This is a genomic window from Microbacterium sp. Ru50, from assembly GCF_002920555.1.
Lineage (GTDB): Bacteria > Actinomycetota > Actinomycetes > Actinomycetales > Microbacteriaceae > Microbacterium > Microbacterium arborescens.
In genome coordinates, this window is sequence record NZ_PQSV01000002.1 from 384,125 (window position 1) to 401,335 (window position 17,211).

At 70.5% G+C, this 17,211-nt stretch carries 17 protein-coding genes; 10 read left to right on the forward strand and 7 right to left on the reverse strand.

Translation table 11 applies throughout. The features are described 5' to 3' along the window. Positions 1 to 144: 144 nt before the first annotated feature. A complete protein-coding gene (locus tag C3481_RS11900) occupies positions 145 to 1,017 on the reverse strand; it encodes a manganese catalase family protein (RefSeq protein WP_023954662.1) in 873 nt (290 codons plus the stop codon). A 206-nt stretch (positions 1,018 to 1,223) separates the two neighbouring features. On the opposite strand from C3481_RS11900, the gene C3481_RS11905 reads away from it, so the two are divergent. From C3481_RS11905 to C3481_RS11915, 3 genes are all read left to right on the forward strand, one after another. Next, positions 1,224 to 1,988, forward strand: a complete 765-nt coding sequence (locus C3481_RS11905) for an MBL fold metallo-hydrolase (protein ID WP_023954660.1) — start codon at positions 1,224 to 1,226, stop codon at positions 1,986 to 1,988. 119 nt (positions 1,989 to 2,107) lie between these two features. Further along, the gene (locus C3481_RS11910) at positions 2,108 to 2,947 is read left to right on the forward strand and encodes an SDR family oxidoreductase (protein ID WP_071917956.1); all 840 of its coding nucleotides are present in this window, start codon (positions 2,108 to 2,110) and stop codon (positions 2,945 to 2,947) included. A gap of 126 nt (positions 2,948 to 3,073) precedes the next feature. Continuing rightward, positions 3,074 to 4,258, forward strand: a complete 1,185-nt coding sequence (locus C3481_RS11915) for a glycosyltransferase (RefSeq protein ID WP_103842494.1) — start codon at positions 3,074 to 3,076, stop codon at positions 4,256 to 4,258. 60 nt (positions 4,259 to 4,318) lie between these two features. Here the strand turns inward: C3481_RS11915 and C3481_RS11920 are convergent, their stop codons facing one another. Next, positions 4,319 to 5,176 carry a LuxR C-terminal-related transcriptional regulator gene (locus C3481_RS11920; protein ID WP_103842497.1) on the reverse strand — a complete coding sequence of 286 codons (858 nt, stop codon included), beginning with the start codon at positions 5,174 to 5,176 and terminating at the stop codon, positions 4,319 to 4,321. A 122-nt stretch (positions 5,177 to 5,298) separates the two neighbouring features. Here C3481_RS11920 and C3481_RS11925 point away from each other — a divergent pair, with 122 nt between their 5' ends. Together C3481_RS11925 and C3481_RS11930 are read left to right on the forward strand one after the other, a co-directional pair. Next, on the forward strand, positions 5,299 to 5,649 hold the full coding sequence (locus C3481_RS11925) for a DUF485 domain-containing protein (RefSeq protein WP_023954652.1): 351 nt from the start codon (positions 5,299 to 5,301) through the stop codon (positions 5,647 to 5,649). A 17-nt stretch (positions 5,650 to 5,666) separates the two neighbouring features. Next, entirely contained in the window at positions 5,667 to 7,283 is a 1,617-nt protein-coding gene (locus C3481_RS11930) for a cation acetate symporter (RefSeq protein WP_036306006.1), read from the forward strand. A gap of 73 nt (positions 7,284 to 7,356) precedes the next feature. Here the strand turns inward: C3481_RS11930 and C3481_RS11935 are convergent, their stop codons facing one another. Beyond that, positions 7,357 to 7,878: a methylated-DNA--[protein]-cysteine S-methyltransferase gene (locus C3481_RS11935; RefSeq protein ID WP_023954648.1), complete on the reverse strand. Its 522-nt coding sequence runs from the start codon at positions 7,876 to 7,878 to the stop codon at positions 7,357 to 7,359. 166 nt (positions 7,879 to 8,044) lie between these two features. Between C3481_RS11935 and C3481_RS11940 the strand changes: the two genes are divergently transcribed. Both C3481_RS11940 and C3481_RS11945 read left to right on the forward strand, forming a co-directional pair. Further along, positions 8,045 to 11,773, forward strand: coding sequence for an ATP-binding protein (locus C3481_RS11940; protein WP_064954939.1), 3,729 nt, complete (start codon positions 8,045 to 8,047; stop codon positions 11,771 to 11,773). Then, on the forward strand, positions 11,760 to 11,954 hold the full coding sequence (locus C3481_RS11945; RefSeq protein ID WP_036305846.1) for a hypothetical protein: 195 nt from the start codon (positions 11,760 to 11,762) through the stop codon (positions 11,952 to 11,954). Before C3481_RS11940 ends, C3481_RS11945 begins: the two co-directional genes overlap by 14 nt. Before the next feature lie 5 nt (positions 11,955 to 11,959). On the opposite strand, the gene mscL is transcribed toward C3481_RS11945, so the two are convergent. The 3 genes from mscL to C3481_RS11960 are packed head-to-tail and all read right to left on the reverse strand — an operon-like array spanning position 11,960 to position 13,387. Continuing rightward, positions 11,960 to 12,454: a large conductance mechanosensitive channel protein MscL gene (mscL, locus tag C3481_RS11950; RefSeq protein ID WP_064954937.1), complete on the reverse strand. Its 495-nt coding sequence runs from the start codon at positions 12,452 to 12,454 to the stop codon at positions 11,960 to 11,962. Between the two features lie 32 nt (positions 12,455 to 12,486). Beyond that, the gene (locus C3481_RS11955; RefSeq protein WP_023954643.1) at positions 12,487 to 12,777 is read right to left on the reverse strand and encodes an FmdB family zinc ribbon protein; all 291 of its coding nucleotides are present in this window, start codon (positions 12,775 to 12,777) and stop codon (positions 12,487 to 12,489) included. 13 nt (positions 12,778 to 12,790) lie between these two features. Continuing rightward, positions 12,791 to 13,387, reverse strand: coding sequence for a 5-formyltetrahydrofolate cyclo-ligase (locus C3481_RS11960; protein ID WP_103842498.1), 597 nt, complete (start codon positions 13,385 to 13,387; stop codon positions 12,791 to 12,793). Positions 13,388 to 13,453: 66 nt separating this feature from the next. Here C3481_RS11960 and galU point away from each other — a divergent pair, with 66 nt between their 5' ends. The 3 genes from galU (at position 13,454) to C3481_RS11975 (ending at position 15,968) form a co-directional block, all read left to right on the forward strand. After that, a complete protein-coding gene (gene galU / locus C3481_RS11965) occupies positions 13,454 to 14,332 on the forward strand; it encodes a UTP--glucose-1-phosphate uridylyltransferase GalU (protein WP_023954639.1) in 879 nt (292 codons plus the stop codon). A 19-nt stretch (positions 14,333 to 14,351) separates the two neighbouring features. Next, positions 14,352 to 14,993: a GNAT family N-acetyltransferase gene (locus C3481_RS11970; RefSeq protein WP_103842500.1), complete on the forward strand. Its 642-nt coding sequence runs from the start codon at positions 14,352 to 14,354 to the stop codon at positions 14,991 to 14,993. 72 nt (positions 14,994 to 15,065) lie between these two features. Then, positions 15,066 to 15,968, forward strand: a complete 903-nt coding sequence (locus C3481_RS11975) for a large exoprotein (protein ID WP_103842502.1) — start codon at positions 15,066 to 15,068, stop codon at positions 15,966 to 15,968. 8 nt (positions 15,969 to 15,976) lie between these two features. Here C3481_RS11975 and C3481_RS11980 read toward each other — a convergent pair whose 3' ends face one another. Beyond that, positions 15,977 to 17,176, reverse strand: a complete 1,200-nt coding sequence (locus C3481_RS11980; protein WP_103842504.1) for an amidohydrolase family protein — start codon at positions 17,174 to 17,176, stop codon at positions 15,977 to 15,979. Between the last annotated feature and the right edge of the window lie 35 nt (positions 17,177 to 17,211).

A 17,211-nucleotide genomic window follows, 5' to 3' on the forward strand; every position in this document is an offset into this window, starting at 1 on the left:
GCCCGCTCCCGGCCGCTCTGAGCTGCGCGTCGATGCAAGGGATCGTTGCCGACACCCCGATCGGATGCCGTTCCGGCCGGGGTGTCGGGCGAGATCCCTTGCATCGGGGCACGGCCGCGTCGCCCGCGGCCGTGCCCCTCGAGGTCAGAGCTTGTCGCGGATGACGCCCTCGGCCTTGTCGATGATGTTCGGCTTCGCGTCGGTGCCGTAGAAACGGGGGTCCGGCTGCGTGGGCGGCGGCATGGGAACCGAGGTGTCGGGCCCGTCGAGGTAGGTGAACTCGCCCTTGCCGTCGGGGGTGGGTCCCGAGGCCCACGAACCCTCGGCGGCTGCGGCACCGTCCGAGAAGTTGATGTACTTGTAGGCGTGCTCGCGCGCCTCGTTCGAGAGCGGGAAGTTCGACGGCACGGGGATGTCCTCCACTCCTTCTTCGCGCAGCTCCTGGGCGGCCCGGATCCACTGGTTCTGGTGCATCGTGTCGCGCGCCAAGAGGAACGAGAGCATGTCTCGCACGCCCTTGTCGTCGGTCATGTGATAGATCCGCGCGACCTGCAGGCGCCCCTGCATCTCGGCGTTCGCGTTGGCGGTGAAGTCGGCGAGGAGGTTGCCGCTGGCCGTCACGTACGAGCCCTGCCACGGGTTGCCGTTCGAGTCGACCGGGCGCACGCCCGCGCCGGCGACGATCGCAGCCTGCACGTCCATGCCGCCGATAACGGCGCCGAGGACGGGGTCGGACTTCGCGGCGGCTTCGGACTGCTCGGCCGGGGCCTTCTCGAGCAGCTGCGCGATCATGATCGCGAGCATCTCGACGTGGCCGAACTCCTCGGCCCCGATGCCGTAGAGCAGGTCGCGGTACTTGCCCGGGATGTGGGCGTTCCACGCTTGGAACCCGTACTGCATCGCCACGGTGATCTCGCCGTACTGGCCGCCGAGCACCTCCTGCATCCGTCGCGCGAAGATCGCGTCGGGCTTCTCCGGACGGGCCTCGAATTGCAGTTCCTGTCGATGAAAGAACATCTCGCCTCCTGGGGATCGGCCGAGCGCCGAGTGCGCCGGCGCCGCGAACGTACGTCTGCCCCTCCGCGACAGCCACGGGCCTTGACTGGTCCCGGGGTCGGTGCGACCATCGCGCCCGCGCGGCGGGTGACCGCGGATCGATCTGTCAAGCCCCGGGCGCTCGGCCGAGGGGCTGCGGATCATCGTGCGGGACCGGAGGGAGCATCATGACGACCGATCACCGACCGCGGGTGTCCGAGGTCGCCGAGGGCGTGTTCCAGCTCGCTCGCGGCGGCGTGAACGCTTACCTCATCGCCTCCGACGACGGGCTCGTCCTGATCGACGCGGGACTCCCGCGCACGTGGCCGCTCCTGGAGCAGGCCCTCGCGGCCGTGGGCGCCCGCCCGTCCGACATCGACATGCTTCTGCTCACCCACGGGCACTTCGATCACGTGGGGATGTGCGAGCGCCTCGCCGACGAGCACCACCTCGTGGCCGACGTGCACCCGGGCGACGAGGAGCTGGCGCGGCATCCGTACCGGTACGCGCACGAAGCTCCGCGATTCCCCTACCCGTTCCGGTATCCGGCGGCGATGCCGATCCTCGCCCGGATGGTGAGTGCGGGAGCGCTGGGCGTGAAGGGCGTGCGGACCGATCCGTCGATCGTGCCCGGACATTCCATCCCGCTCGCCGGCGGCATCCTTCCGATCGCGACGCCCGGTCATACCGATGGGCACTGCGCCTTTCTTCTCGAGTCCCGCGGCATCCTGCTGACCGGTGACGCCCTTGTCACCCTCGATCCCTACACGGGGCGCGTCGGCCCGCGCGTCGTGGCCCGGGCCGCGACCGCGCACAGCCGCGAGGCGCTCGATTCGCTGAGCCGGCTCGCCGAGACGGGCGCCCGCCTCGTCCTTCCGGGTCACGGCGCCGTCTGGGAGGACGGCGGCATCGCGCCTGCCGTGTCGATCGCCCGCTCCCGCGGCGTCGACTGACGCGCCGGTCGCCCGGGCGACGCGATGCCGGATCGGGCGACCGGGTGTCAAGCCCCGTGTATCCGGAGCCCAGTCGGGATCGGGTAGACCAACCGTTCACCGTTCGACGAAAGAGAGGGATGACCATGGAACCCCAGCAGCAGAACGTCCCGGGTACCGACCAGGAGATGGTGCCGAAGCCCGACTACGGCGAAGAGACCTACCGCGGCTCCGGAAAGCTCACCGGAAAGCGCGCCCTCATCACCGGTGGCGACAGCGGCATCGGCAAGGCGGTGGCGCTCGCCTACGCCCGCGAGGGAGCGGATGTCGCCATCAGCTACCTCGACGAGCACGAGGATGCCGAAGAGGCCAAGCGCTTCGTCGAGGATGCGGGCCGTCGCGCCGTTCTCATCCCCGGCGACATCTCCGACCCGGCGCACTGCCGCGAGGTCGTCCGGCGCACCGTCGAGGAGCTCGGGGGGATCGACATCCTGGTCAGCAACGCCGCGTTCCAGATGAACCGCGAGACCCTCGAGGAGATCCCCGACGAGGAGTGGGACTTCACGTGGGCGACGAACGTCGACGCGTACTTCCACCTGGTGAAGGCGGCGCTGCCGCACATGGGGCCGGGATCGTCGATCATCGGCTCGAGCTCCGTGCAGTCCGATCAGCCCTCGCCGAACCTGCTGCCGTACGCCGCGACGAAGGCCGCCATCGCGAGCATCACCGCCTCGCTCGCGCAGATGCTCGGTGAGCGCGGCATCCGCGCCAACAGCGTCGCCCCGGGACCCATCTGGACCCCGCTGATCCCGGCCACGCTGCCGCCCGACGCGGTGGAGAGCTTCGGCGAGCAGACACCCCTCGGACGGGCCGGCCAGCCCGCCGAGCTCGCTCCGGCGTACGTGCTGCTCGCATCCGACGAGGCGTCGTACATCTCGGGCGCGCGTCTGGCGGTCACGGGAGGCAAGCCCATCCTCTGAGCCCGGCGCTCGGGATCGGCGTCCGGCGCCGTTCGTTCACGCAACGCTCGTCCGCGGTTCACTCGCCGCGGGCGGGCGTTGCCGCACGATGGATCGCACCCGCCGCGTCGATCCCGAAGGTCCTGAATGAGCGCTCCGCTTCGCGTCCTCTCCCTCACCGAGGGCTTCTTCGCCGGCGGGGCTCGGATCCTCCACAGCGACGTCGTCGCGGGCCTGCACGCGCGGGGCGAACAGCACCACAGCGTGCTCTCGATCGCGTCGCGGGCCAGGCGCGAGTCCACGGTGCAGCACATGGCCGCCGATCCGCGCTATCGCTCGCTGCGCTCGGCGGGCATCGCCGTCGCCTCGCTGGGAAAGACCGCGGGGGCGGTGCCGCATGCGCCGCATGCGTACTCATCACGACAGCTGCGCGCGGCGTCGCGGGCGATCGCCGCAGCGGACGTCGTGCTCACGCTCAAGGAGCAGCCGCTCGGACTGCTGCTCGCGCTCGACGACGCCATGATGATGCCCGCTCGGCCCGTCGTGACCTGCCTCCATCGCTCCGATCCCGAGCATTCCGGCGACGCCCTCGCGTGGCTCGGCGAGAGCGTCCGGCGCGGGATCGTCACGGCGGCGGTCTCGTGCGCGCAGTCGACGGATGCCGCGTACGCGCCGCTTCTCGGCAGTGCGCGGCGCCACGTCGTCGACAACGGCATCGACCTCTCGCGGTTCCGCCCGGCCATCACCCGCGGGGATGACCCCGTGCGCCGCGAGCTCGGCATCCCGGAGGAAGCGGTCGTCGTCGCCTACGCGGCCCGGTTCGACGAGATGAAGGATCCCGAGCTCTTCCTGCGGTCGGTCGCCGCGCACCGCCGGATGGTGCCGGATGCGCACTATGTCATGTGCGGCGCGGGGATGACGCGCGAGAACCCCCGGCTGGTCGAGATGCTCTCCGCCGAGGGCGGTGACCGCGTGCACGCCCTCGGCATCCGCGACGACATGCCCGCGATCTACCGGGCGGCCGACGTCGTGGCGCTCACGAGCGCCTTCGGCGAGGCGGCGCCCCTCTGTCTGCTCGAGGGAGCGGCAAGCGGCGCGGTGCCGGTGACGACGGATGTCGGCGACGCGGCCCGCCTCGTCGAGGGGATCGGCATCGTCACCCCGCGTGACCCCGACGCTGTTGCGGCCGGGTGGCGACGTGCCGCCCTCGAACGCGAAGGATTCGCCGCTGCCGCGCTCGCCGCCCGCAGCCGACTGGGTCGCGACCGGATGATCGCGGAGTACGCGGCGGTCATCGAGCAGCACCGCGGCCGTCTTCGCATCGCGGCCTGATCCTGCGCGTCGCGGCGTGGTCCGGCAACGACGTCAGCGAATATCGGCGGGCGTCGCGGGTCAGGGGAGCAGACCGAGGCGTCGAGCGCGTGTGACGGCCGCGTGCCGCGTCGACGCATCGAGCTTGGCCATCGCGGACTGAAGGTACGACTTCACGGTGCCCTCCTTCAGGCTCAGCGCCGCGCCGATCTCGGCGTTCGTCGAGCCGAGGGCGCAGCACGCCAGCACGTCGAGCTCGCGTGGCGAGAGCTGCACGTCGGCGTCCTTCGCCGAGGTCGCTCCGTCGCCCGCGACCGTCGTCAGGCGGCGTTCGATCGCGGCGAGCCGCGCCCGCAGGTCGGCGTCGTCGACGGTCGCCGCGATGCTGCGCAGCTCGGCGAAGCTCTCGCGGAGGTCTTCACGAGCCGCGGCGGACAGGCCCGTCGCCGCTTCGGGCGTCGGGGCCAGGACGAGCCGTCGCTGCACCTCGTCGCGGATGCGCAGCTCGGTGCTGATCGCATCCGCCGCGCGGAACGCCGGCCGTGCGACGAGGTCTCCGACGGGAGCCTGCGACCACGAACCGCAGTACAGCACCCCGCGGGCTCGGCCATCGGTCACGATCGGGACGGCGAAGAGCGTGGAGATCCCCTCGCCGAGGATCGCCCGGTCGTAGTCGTGGGTGATGGTGCGCGCGGTGCGGTAGTCGAGGGCGAGGCGCGGGCGCTTCTCGACCATCGCGGCGCCGCCCAGTCCGCGCCCGATCCTCACCACCAGGTCGTCGATCGAATGCGACCGCGCTCCGGCGATCGCGGTGACGTGAACCGAGCCCTGGCTCTCGAGGCCGCCGAACACGACGGGAAAGCGTGTGCTGCGTGCGAGGTCGTCCACCGCGCGGGAGACCAGCTGCGCGTCGTTCTCGGGTGCCGCCAGTGCCGTCACGCACTACCTACTTCCGGGGGTGACGGCCTCGTTGCCGCCTTTCGTAGCGTCGACCCTACCATCGCGGTCGCTCGACGACGACGACCGCTGGAGAGCTGCTCACCATGAGGCAAGGAGGCCACATGTCCGCATCGCCCACCCACTCGCCGCCGCCCGGCGCAGTGGATTATGTCGCCGTCGAAGAGTCGGCGCCGTTCCAGGAACTCAAGCGCAAACACCGCAGCTTCGTGTGGCCCCTCACGATCGTCTTCCTCGTCTGGTACTTCGTCTACGTGCTGCTGTCGTCGTTCGCGACCGACTTCATGGCCCAGCGCGTCTGGGGTGACATCACCGTCGGTCTGCTGTTCGGACTCGGCCAGTTCGTCACGACGTTCGCGATCACCATGGGCTACGTCTGGTACGCCAATCACAAGCTCGACCCGATCTCGGCGTCGATCCGGCATGACCTCGAACGGCAGGAGGCGGGTTCGTGAACGGATTCTGGGAAGCGGTGCACGGCGTCGGAGCGGCCGTCGTCGCGGCGGGCGAGACGGTCGACAACAATCCGGTGCTGAACATCTCGATCTTCGGTGCGTTCGTCGCCGTGACGCTGTTCATCGTCATCCGCGCCAGCCGCAACAACAAGACCGCCGCGGACTACTACGCCGCGGGCCGTTCGTTCACCGGTCCGCAGAACGGCTTCGCGATCGCGGGTGACTATCTGTCGGCGGCATCCTTCCTCGGCATCTGCGGCGCGATCGCGATCAACGGCTACGACGGCTTCCTGTACTCCATCGGATTCCTCGTGGCCTGGCTCGTCGCCCTGCTGCTCGTCGCCGAGCTGATGCGCAACACCGGCAAGTTCACGATGGCCGACGTCCTGTCGTTCCGGCTGAAGCAGACGCCGGTGCGCATGGCGGCCGCCATCACGACGCTCGCCGTGTGCTTCTTCTATCTGCTCGCGCAGATGGCGGGTGCCGGCGGGCTCGTCTCGCTGCTGCTGGGCATCACCGAGCAGGTCGGGCAGTCGATCGTGGTCGCCGTCGTCGGTGTGCTGATGATCGTCTACGTGCTGATCGGCGGCATGAAGGGCACCACCTGGGTGCAGATCGTCAAGGCGTTCCTCCTCATCGGCGGCGCGCTCGTGATGACGATCTGGGTGCTCGCGATCAACGGGTTCAACCTCAACACCCTGCTCGAGAGCGCGGTCGCCGCGTCGCCGAAGGGCGAGGCGATCCTCGGACCCGGCCTGCAGTACGGTGCCAACCCGTGGGACTTCATCTCGCTCGCCGTGGCGCTCGTCCTCGGAACCGCGGGCCTGCCGCACGTGCTCATGCGCTTCTACACGGTGCCGACGGCGAAGGAGGCCCGGCGCTCGGTCGTGTGGGCGATCTGGCTGATCGGTCTGTTCTATCTCCTCACTCTCGTCCTGGGCTACGGCGCGGGTGCGCTCGTGGGCCCCGAGCGCATCGCATCGGCGCCCGGCGGCGTCAACTCCGCGGCCCCGCTGCTGGCCCTCGAGCTGGGCGGCCCCCTGCTGCTCGGCTTCATCTCGGCGGTGGCGTTCGCGACGATCCTCGCGGTCGTGGCCGGTCTCACCATCACCGCGGCGGCCTCGTTCGCGCACGACATCTATGCGAACGTCGTCAAGAAGGGCGATGTGCCGCCGGACGGCGAGGTCAAGGTCGCCCGTCGCACGGTGATCGTGATCGGCATCCTCGCGATCGTCGGCGGTATCGGCGTGCAGGGACAGAACGTCGCCTTCCTCGTCGCCCTGGCGTTCGCGGTCGCTGCGTCGGCGAACCTGCCGACGATCATCTACTCGCTGTTCTGGCGGAGGTTCACCACGCGCGGCGCGGTGTGGAGCATGTACGGCGGCTTGGCGGCAGCCATCATCCTCATCGTCCTGTCGCCGGTGTTCTGGGGTACCGAGACGAGCGTGTTCAAGAACGTCGGCACGGCGATCTGGCCTCTGAACAACCCGGGCATCGTCTCGATCCCGCTGGGCTTCTTCCTCGGCTGGCTCGGCTCGGTCACCGAGCGCCGCCAGGAGGACCCGGTCAAGGCCGCCGAGATGGACGTGCGATCCCTCACCGGCCACGGCGCCGAGAAGGCGGTCGACCACTAGAGGGAGTGACACCGCCGATCGAACGACGGCCCCGGGCGTGCGCTGCCCGGGGCCGTCGTCGTTCCGGCGCGGCCTACACGCGGCCGGAGCCTGCACCGCTCTCGAGGTCGAGCAGGAAGCGCTTGCGTTCGGGGTGGCCGCCGTACTCGCCGATCGCTCCGTCGCTGCGGACCACGCGGTGGGCGGGCACGACGATCGAGATCGGTGTCCGCGCACAGGCCGATCCGACGGCGCGGTGCGCACGCGGCGAGCCGGCGGCGATCGCGATCTCGCCGTACGTCGCGACCTCGCCGTACGGGACGTCGCAGACGGCGCGCAGCGCCTCGCCGGCGAATCCGGTCGGCGCGAGCAGCCAGTCGATCGGGGTCTGGAAGCGCTGCAACCGTCCCGCGAAGTAGGCGTCGAGCTCTGCCGCGGCATCGGCGGTCGCGCCGGGATCGTGCACCGGCAACGCTCCGAGGGCGGGAGCGAGGTCGACGAGGGCAATGTCGGCGGGGCGGTCGAGGATGTCGAGGTGCACCAGGCCGGTTCCGGTCACCACGAGGAGGGCGTCGCCGATCGGCGTGGCGTGCACCGCGAAAGCTGCGTCGATCATTGCTCCATCATCTCGGGCGGCCTCGCGCACGACGGGCGGGGTCAGCGAACCGGGGGAGGAGATCGCCGGCGGGAAGGCTGGGGAGGAAACGCCGATCCTCCGGCGTGTCGGCAATAGCGCGAAACTCGGCGGCGCCTGAGTGTCGGATGCGGTCGCGCCGCTTAGGGTGTGTGCTGTGTGGCGAGGAGATCGAGGAGCCGTCCGTCCGGACGCAGCCGACGAGGTTCGGGTCGAATCGGTGACCCCGGCGCAGCTCGACGTCGCCGAAGAGGACGTCGCCGTCGCGCACGTCGCCGACCCGGAGCGCGAGCGCATCCGCGTGCAGGCGGCTCAGCTCGGCGGCCGGTCGACGCTGCTGCACTACATCGCCTCCGACGACGTCGGCATCGACATCACCAAGGCGCATCCCGGCAGTCTGCCGCAGTTCATCACGGGCCGGTCGACGCTGCTGTCGAACCTGTTCCGCGACGAGGTCGGACTGCGCACGGCACGGCTCGCGGCCGGGCGCATCACCGCGAAAGACGTCGAGCTCCGCACGACGCGCGGCCTCGACACCGTCCATCTCGGCGTCGGGTTCGCCTCGTGGCGTGCCGGGGGACTCACCTACAACGCGCCCGTCCTCCTGCGACCGCTCGCCATCCGCCGTCATCACGGCGACTTCGATCTCAAGCTCCACGGCTCCTTCTCGGTCAACCCCGAGCTCGTCGAGATCGCCCGCACGCATTTCGGCATCGACCTCGACCGGCGCGGGCTGGCCGCGCTCGCGTACGACGGCGGCGTCTTCAAGCCGCAGCCCGTCATCGACCACCTCCGCGCCCTGACGGCGCATGTCGACACGTTCACCGTGCAGCCGCGCCTGATCGTCTCGACGTTCGCCGATGTCGCCGCCCGCGCGGAACGCGACGCCGCCGACCTCGACGTGCCCGTGCTCAATGCGCTCGCGGGCCACGAGGACGACCGCGCTCTTATCGCGACGCGGTACCCGGTGCCCGACGCCGTTCCCTCGGACGACCGCCCGCCCGCATCCGACCGCCTGCTGCTCGACGCCGACGCCGAGCAGGAAGGCGTCCTCGACCGCATCGTCGCGGGGCAGTCGCTCGTCGTCCACACGCTCCCCGGCACGGGGGGCACGCAGACGATCATCAACGCCGTCGGCGAGCTGGTCAGGCGAGGCAAGCGCGTCCTCGTGGTCAGCGCCCGCCGTTCCACTCTGGAGGGCGTCCGCCACCGCCTCGCCGGCATCGGGCTGCCCGGGCTCGCCGTCTCGCCTCGCGGCGTCCACCGCGACCTCATTCGCGCGATCGCCCGGAACGAGAAGGCGCAGCACCCCAAGATGGGTGAGATCGACGACGCGCTGGTGCGCCTGCGCACGGTGCTGCGCGACTATCGCGTCTCGCTGACGCAGCGGCATCCGATGCTCGGCGTCTCGCCGCTCGAGGTGCTGCAGAAGCTGACGACGATCGCCGCCGAGTCTCCGCAGCCCTCGGCTGCCACCCGGTTCGATTCCGCGACCCTCCAGCGCCTCTCGACACGACGCGCTGAAGCCGCCGCTTCGCTCGCGACCGCTGCGCGGCTGGGGGAGTTCCGCTTCGGTCCCGACGACTCGCCCTGGTACGGCGTCGCGTTCGAGACGACCGAGCAGGCACGCGCCGCGCACGCTCTGGCGGGTCGGCTGCACCGCACCGAGATCCCGGAGATCCTCGAGCGCGGGTATGAGCTCATCGGACAGACCCGGATGCGGCCGTTCACGACGCTCGCCGAGCTCGGCGCGTACATCCGTCTGCTGCAGGGCATCCGCGCCTCGCTCGACCGCTTCAGCCTGACCGTCTTCGAGCGTCCGCTGGGCGACCTCATCGAGGCGCACTCGACCCGCCGCGACACCCCGGAGATGAACGGCGCCACGCGTCGCCGTCTGCGCCGCCTGTCCAAAGAGTACGTGCGTCCCGGGATGCACGTCACCGACATGCACGACGCCCTCGTGCGAGTGCAGAAGCAGCGCGAGCAGTGGCAGCGCCTCGCCGAGGCGGGCGTCGTGCCCGAGATCCCCGCGGGCCTCGATGCCGTCGCGACCTCGTGGCAGCGCGTCGATGCCGATCTCGGTGAGCTCTCTCGCGTTCTCGGCCCCGGACACGACCTGCTCGCGACGCCGATCCCCGAGCTCGTGCGGATCCTCGCCGGACTCGCCGCCGACTCCGATGTGTTCGACAACCTCGTCGAGCGCGCCACTTTGCGCGGCGAGCTCGCCGCACTGGGCCTCGAGGGTCTGCTGACCGAGCTCTCCGTGCGGCATGTGCCCGAGGAACGCGTCGCGTCGGAGTTCGAGTTCGCGTGGTGGCAGTCCGCCCTCGAGGCCATGCTCCGCAGCGACCGTGCGCTGCTCGGCGCGAACACCAGCGTCGTCGACCGGCTCGAACGCGACTTCCGCCTCGTCGACGAGGCTCACGCGGCATCGGCGGGGCAGCAGCTCGCGGCCGAACTCGCGACGCGATGGAAGATCGCGATCGTCGACGAGGCCGACGAGACCGCGGCGCTGAAGTCGGCGCTGCGCGAGGGCACCGCCTCGGCCGCCGAGCTGCTCGCGGTCGCTCCCAAGCTGCTTCGGACCCTCGCGCCGGTGTGGATCGCATCGCCCTACGAGGTCGCGACGCTGCCCGCCCGTCCCGCCTACGACGTCGTGATCCTGGCGGATGCCGGCGCCCTCAGCGTCGCCGAATCCGCCGCTGCGCTCCGCCGCGGGCGGCAGGTCGTCGCGTTCGGCGATCCGGTGACGCAGCGACCGACGCCGTTCGAGATCGCCGCTGACCGCGATCCCTCCGACGAGCCCCTCGTCGACCCCGAAGAGCGCAGCGTCTTCGAGCGGCTCGCCGAGATCGTCCCGGTGGAGACTCTGACGCGCAGCTACCGCGCGGGAGGCGAAGACCTCGCGGAGCTCGTCAACGAGGCTTTCTACGGCGGCGAGATCGTCTCGTTCCCCTGGGCCGGCTCGTACCTCGGACGAGGCAGCCTCAGCGTCGACTACGTCGAAGGCGGTGTCGGCGCGCCCGACCCCGACTCCGGTGCGGTGGAGAGCCCCGACGCCGAGGTCGCCCGCGTCGTGACGCTCGTCGTCGAGCACGCCGTCAACCGCCCGAACGAGTCGCTGATGGTCGTCACCGCGTCGACGAAACACGCCCTCCGCATCCGCGCCGCCGTCGAGGCCGCTTTCGCCGGACGATCGGATGTCGCCGAGTTCGTCGGTCGCGAGACGGCTGAGCCCTTCGCCGTCCTCGGGCTCGAGGAGTCTGTGGCCGAGAGCCGCGACCGCGTCGTGTTCTCCCTCGGGTACGGCCTCACCCGCCACGGGCGCGTCCTGAGCGACTTCGGCGTGCTCTCCGGACCGGACGGCGAGCGTCTGCTCACCGTCGGCATGACGCGCGCCCGTCGCTCCATGGTCATCGTGTCGTCGATCCGGCCGTCCGCGTTCGACGACGGACGCCTCGAGAATGGCGCCGCAACGCTCATGTCGATCCTCGGGGGCATCGCAGCCCGCGCCCGCGAGGCCCGCCTCGAAGACCTCGCCGACCCCCTGACGCTCGCTCTCGCGCAGAACCTCCGCCGCCTCGGCGTCGCGGTCGATGTCGCATACCGCGGGCTGCTTCCGCTGGTCGCGCAGCGCGACGGCAAAGCGGTCGTTGTCGAGGGCGACCCCGAGACGATCGGACAGTCGCTCCGCGAGTCGCTGCGGTTGCGGCCGCAGATCCTGCGGCGGCTGGGATGGCACTACATCCGCGTGCACTCGTTCGATCTCTACAGCGATCCCGCCGGTGTGGCCGCACGGGTCGCGGCGATCCTGGGCGTCGAGCCCGAGGCGCCGACGGCGGATGCGAGCACCGAGCCGCTCGATGTCATCGACTGATCGGCAACGGGTGGAGCGCGTCGGTCGCCGTCGCGCCCGATTGACCGCAGCTCCGGGTACCACGGCCGAGCCGACACCGGCCGATGAGACGACGGATGCCCCGGCCGGCGCCGAGGGCGCGGCCGGGGCATCCGGTCCGAACGATGCGCGGATGCGGAACGAGGTTCCGCCGCACTACTGACTCCGTCAGGCGGAAGGCGCTGCCGGGGGAGTGTTCTGCGAACGGCGCAGCGGGGCGTCGGTAGCCGCCGCGGGTGCGGGCGACGTGGAGCTCTCGGCGTTGTTCTTCTCCAGCAGGTCGCGGATCTGGATGAGCAGCTCCTGCTCGGTCGGGAGCTTCGCCGTCTCTTCGACGACGCCGGCCTTGGCGGCCTGGCGCTCCTTCCACTTGTTCATCGGCACGACGAACACGAAGTACACGACGAGAGCGACGGCGAAGAAGCTGATGATCGCCGTGATGAGTCCCCCCAGGGGGAACGGGACCGGCTGACCGTAGATTCCGGTCAGCGTCGGACCGGCGATACCCTCCTCGTTGGGCTGGTAGAACAGCTCGACGAGCGGGTTGATGATGCTCGACACGATCGCGTTGACGACGGCGGTGAACGCGCCGCCGATGACCACGGCGACGGCCAGGTCGATGACGTTGCCGCGCATGATGAAATCGCGGAAGCCCTTGATCATGGCTCTCCTCTCTGTCCGGACGCGCCGGGGTGTCAGGAACCCGCCGCGGCGGGGGAGGACTTCGCCTCGGACTTCGATGATGCCGAAGACGACGAGTCACCGCCACCGGTTGACGTGCTCGACGCTGCGCCCGATCCTGACCCGCTCGCGCGCGAGTCGGTGCGGTAGAAGCCGCCGCCGTTGAAGGTCACGCCGATCGACCCGTACTGCTTGCGGAGCTCGCCCGAGCACTCGGGGCAGACCGTGAGAGCAGGCTCGGCGAAGGACTGGACCGCGTCGAAGCGGTGCCCGCACGACTTGCAGGCATAGGCGTAGGTGGGCATGGTTCCTCGGTGTTCAGTGCGCCTCGGGAGCGAGGACGACGGTTCTGGTGGGAGTGACGACGCCGGTGACCGGCTGATCGTGCAGATCGCGCGGCACCTCGTCGACGAGTTCGGAGTCGAAGAGCACGGCGTACACCGGCGGGCGGTTCTCCATCGAACCGAGGGTCTTGTCGAAGTACCCGCGGCCCCAGCCGAGGCGCATGCCTGCGGCGTCGACCGCAGCGGCGGGGATGACGAGCAGATCGACGTCGCTGACGGCGATGGGGCTGAGCACTTCGCCGATCGGCTCGGGCACTCCGAAGAGGCCGTCAGCGACGGCGGCCCCCGGTTCGGCGACGACCCAGTCGAGCAGGCCGTCGTTGCGGCTGATCGGCAGGAGCACCCGGACTCCCGCCGCGACGGCTTCGTCGATGAAGGCGCGGGTGCCCGGCTCGGTCGGCGCCGAGAGGTAGCACGAGATCGAGCGGGCGCCCGTTCTGGCCACCAGCTCGCGAAGCTGCTCGCTGATGCCGTCGGCGGCCGACTCGCGCGCGGCATCCGACATCCCGTACCGGCGTTCGCGGAGGTCCGCCCGCAGCGCGCGCTTTGCGTTGTCGATCGCGTCGGACATGCCCCCGATTGTAAAGGCTGTGCGCGTTAGGGCTCGTCTGCGGCACCTGATCGATATGGTGGTCCCATGTCTCAGCAGCGCATCAAGGCGGTCATCCCCGCCGCAGGCCTCGGCACCCGTTTCCTTCCCGCCACGAAGGCCATGCCGAAGGAGATGCTGCCCGTCGTCGACAAGCCGGCGATCCAGTACGTCGTCGAAGAGGCGACCCAGGCAGGCATCGATGACGTCCTGATCATCATCGGGCGCAACAAGAACAACCTGTCGAACCACTTCGACTCCGTTCCCGAGCTCGAGCACAACCTCACGCGCAAGGGCGATGACGTCAAGCTCCGCAAGGTGCAGGAGTCGTCCGACCTCGCCGACATCCACTTCGTCCGTCAGGGCGAGCCGAAGGGTCTGGGGCACGCGGTGCTGCGTTCCCGCGCCCACGTCGGGGACGCGACGTTCGCCGTCATGCTCGGCGACGACCTGATCGACGAGCGCGACCCGCTGCTGCCGAAGATGCTCGCCGAGCAGGAGCGCTCGGGCCTGACGGTCGTCGCCCTCATGGAGGTCGACCCCGACCAGATCCACCTCTACGGCGCCGCGGCGGTCGAGCCGACCGACGACCCGGATGTCGTCAAGGTCACGGGGCTCGTGGAGAAGCCGAAGAAGGAGGACGCACCCTCCAACTACGCGATCATCGGTCGTTACGTCCTCAAGCCCAACGTGTACGAGATCCTCGAGCGGACCGAGCCGGGCAAGGGCGGCGAGATCCAGCTGACGGATGCGCTGCAGGAGCTCGCGACGACCGAGGGCGTGCTCGGCGTCGTCTTCCGCGGACGCCGCTACGACACGGGCGACCGGCTCGACTACATCAAGGCGATCGTTCAGCTCGCCTCCGATCGCGATGACCTCGGTCCTGAGCTGCGGCCGTGGCTGAAGGACTTCGTCGGGACCCTCTGACACGAGAACGGGAACGCGCGTGGAGGCCACCGCACCCCGCCACCACGGACCGGTGGCCATACGGCTGATCAGGCCGCGCGACGCCCGCACCCTGCAGTCCGAGCTGCTGGCGAACCGTTCGTGGCTGCAGCGATGGGAGGCGACGAGCCCCGACGGCCCCGTGTCGTTCGACATGCGGCTCGGCATCCGGCGTCTGCTGCAGCAGTACCGTGACGGCAGCGGAGTGCCGTTCGTCATGGAGCATGAGGGCCAGATCGCCGGTCAGCTGAACGTCTGGGGCATCGCGCGCGGTTCGCTGTCGTCGGCGACGATCGGTTACTGGGTGAGCGAGCGGTTCGCCGGCAAGAGCATCACGCCGACCGCCGTCGCCCTCGCGACGGACCTCTGCTTCGAGGAGCTGCGGCTGCACCGCATGGAGATCTGCATCCGTCCCGAGAACCGGGCGAGTCTGCGCGTCGTCGAGAAGCTCGGATTCCGCTACGAGGGACTGCGCCGCCGCTACATCCACATCGACGGCGACTGGCGCGACCATTTCGCCTTCGCGCTCGTCGCAGAGGAGGTGCCTCGTGGTGTCCTCGGGCGCTGGCTCGAGGGCGCTGTGCCTCCCGACGCGGCCACCGTCCCGCTCCCGGACCGCCGCGCGGCGGGTCTCGAACCTTAAAGTTGAACAAGAACTTCAGACACGGGTGTGTCTGAAGTGTCACCACGGAGGATGCCACGTACGGTTGTCCCCATGGGTGGGCAGGTTCTCGGCGGCGGCGTGATCGTCCTCGTCGCGGTCGCGTTGTGGATGGTCTATCTGCTTCCGTCCTGGCACAGTCGTTACCGCTACGACGCCGCCGAACGCAACGCCGTCCGCCTGAACCAGGCGCTGCGCGTGCTCGCCGAGACCGCTGAGGCGCCCGAAGAGGTGCGGGTCGAGCTTTCGACGCGCACCGCGCTGGCGCAGCAGAAGCTCGCCCGTCAGGTGCAGCACGAGAAGGAGCAGCTGCGACTCGAAAGCGAGCGCCGCCAGCTCATCGAAGCGCGCCGCGAGGTGCGCGCCGCGCGCACCGCGCGCATGACGTCGCCCGAGCACCGGGCTCGTGTCCGCCGTCGGCTCCGCCTCGCGACGACGATCGTCGCTCTGCTGGCTGCTGGCGCGACCGGCGCCGGCGGATGGATGTTGACCTCGTCCGGATCGGCCGCGCTGCTGGTCTCGGGTCTCGCGACTCTGCTCGTGGCCACGATCGTGCTCAACCGCATGGCTGCGGTGGCTCGACGCGCCGCCCGCTCCGCCGTCGTCGCCCCGACTGTCACCGCTCGTGTCGAGCCGGAGTCGGCCGTCGTGCCCGAGTTCGAGTTCGCCGACGCGCGTGCCACCTGGACGCCGCGCGAGCTGCCCCGCCCGCTCACTGCTTCCGCCGGTTCGCGCGCCGCGGCCGTGCTCGACGAGGTCGACGCGCGTGAAGCGCTGCGCCAGGCCGCGGTCGGTGAGGCGATCCAGCGTGAAGCCGCGCGCCGCGCGCCGGCATCCCTCGACGCCAGCCGGGCCGCCAAGGCACCCACCCCCGCATTCGTGCCGACCGGTCAGGTCGACGACGCGCAGATCGAGGATCACGTCCGGCGTCTGCTCGCGCAGCGCGCGGCCGGCTGACGCCCGACTCAGTGCTGGAACAGCACGCGCCCGTTCCCCACGACGATCTCGCGCTCGGGTGTGCGCACGAGCGCGTCCATCGGGTTCTCCGCGTCGACGAGGATGATGTCGGCGCGCGAGCCCGCTTCGATCCGGCCGACCGGCAGTCCCGCGAAGGGGGCCGAGCCGCCCGTCGCGATGTCGACCACACGGCGCAGGTCGTCGTCGCGGACGAGGCTCGAGGCGCGGGCGTACTGCCAGGCGATGCCGAGCAGGTCGCCGGTGCCGTAGGGGCTCCACAGGTCGCGGATACCGTCGGTGCCGAAGCCGAAGCGCACGCCCGCGGCGTCCAGTTCGTGAAGCGGCAGCTGGGGGAGGCGCAGGGGCGCGACCGTCGTCATCGTGATGTCGAGCGCGGCCATCGCCTGGAGCAGGTCGCGCCGGTGCGTCGCGCCGACCTGCGCGAGCGCGAATCCGTGCGCGATGTTGACGCGTCCGGCGAGACCGAAACGCTCGGTGCGCTCGATGATCAGCTCGATCTGGAACGCGCCGAGCTCGGCGGGGTCGTGCAGGTGCAGGTCGATCCCGACGCCGCGGTCGGCGGCGACGCGGAAGAGCGCGTCGAGCTGGCCGACCGGGTCGCGATCGATCGTCGCGGGGTCGAGGCCTCCGATGAAGTCCGCGCCGGCGGCGGCCGCCTCGTCGAGCAGGTCGATGACGCCAGGGCGGCGCAGCACGCCGTCCTGGGGAAAGGCCACGATCTGAACCTGAAGCGCTTCGTCGTACGCGGCGACCGCTTCGCGCACGGCCTCGATGCCGCGCTGGGCGACGCCGAGGTCGACATCGACGTGCGTGCGGATGGCGGTCGTGCCGTGACGGACGAACTGCTCGAGAACGTGTGCCGTCGTCGCGACGCTCGGGATTCCCAGCTCGTCGCGACGGGCGCGCTCGTGGCGGATGCGGCCGTCGGTGCCGCCCTCGCCGCCGTACGACTGCCACGGGAGCCCCCACCACGACTTGTCGACGTGGGCGTGGGCGTTGACGAGGCCGGGCAGTGCGAGCATCCCGCGCCCGTCGATCTCGAGGCCGGTGTCGCCCGCGTCTGCCGACGGCGCCTGCGGCGTCGCCGGCTCGACGGAGGCGACCACGCCATCGGCGATGCGGATGTCGACGGCGGAGGCGTCGGAGACACGGACGTTGCGGATGACGGATGCCGCGGGGTGGAGCATCCCTCCATTGTGCGCGCACGGACCAGCCCCGACTG

Coding starts and splice junctions, on each gene's coding strand:
- C3481_RS11975 (WP_103842502.1), top strand. CDS start 15,066: ATGGGTGGGCAGGTTCTCGGCGGCGGCGTGATCGTCCTCGTCGCGGTC.
- C3481_RS11910 (WP_071917956.1), top strand. CDS start 2,108: ATGACCATGGAACCCCAGCAGCAGAACGTCCCGGGTACCGACCAGGAG.
- C3481_RS11960 (WP_103842498.1), bottom strand. CDS start 13,387: ATGTCCGACGCGATCGACAACGCAAAGCGCGCGCTGCGGGCGGACCTC.
- C3481_RS11955 (WP_023954643.1), bottom strand. CDS start 12,777: ATGCCCACCTACGCCTATGCCTGCAAGTCGTGCGGGCACCGCTTCGAC.
- mscL (WP_064954937.1), bottom strand. CDS start 12,454: ATGATCAAGGGCTTCCGCGATTTCATCATGCGCGGCAACGTCATCGAC.
- C3481_RS11935 (WP_023954648.1), bottom strand. CDS start 7,878: ATGATCGACGCAGCTTTCGCGGTGCACGCCACGCCGATCGGCGACGCC.
- C3481_RS11980 (WP_103842504.1), bottom strand. CDS start 17,176: ATGCTCCACCCCGCGGCATCCGTCATCCGCAACGTCCGTGTCTCCGAC.
- galU (WP_023954639.1), top strand. CDS start 13,454: ATGTCTCAGCAGCGCATCAAGGCGGTCATCCCCGCCGCAGGCCTCGGC.
- C3481_RS11945 (WP_036305846.1), top strand. CDS start 11,760: ATGTCATCGACTGATCGGCAACGGGTGGAGCGCGTCGGTCGCCGTCGC.
- C3481_RS11925 (WP_023954652.1), top strand. CDS start 5,299: ATGTCCGCATCGCCCACCCACTCGCCGCCGCCCGGCGCAGTGGATTAT.
- C3481_RS11915 (WP_103842494.1), top strand. CDS start 3,074: ATGAGCGCTCCGCTTCGCGTCCTCTCCCTCACCGAGGGCTTCTTCGCC.
- C3481_RS11900 (WP_023954662.1), bottom strand. CDS start 1,017: ATGTTCTTTCATCGACAGGAACTGCAATTCGAGGCCCGTCCGGAGAAG.
- C3481_RS11905 (WP_023954660.1), top strand. CDS start 1,224: ATGACGACCGATCACCGACCGCGGGTGTCCGAGGTCGCCGAGGGCGTG.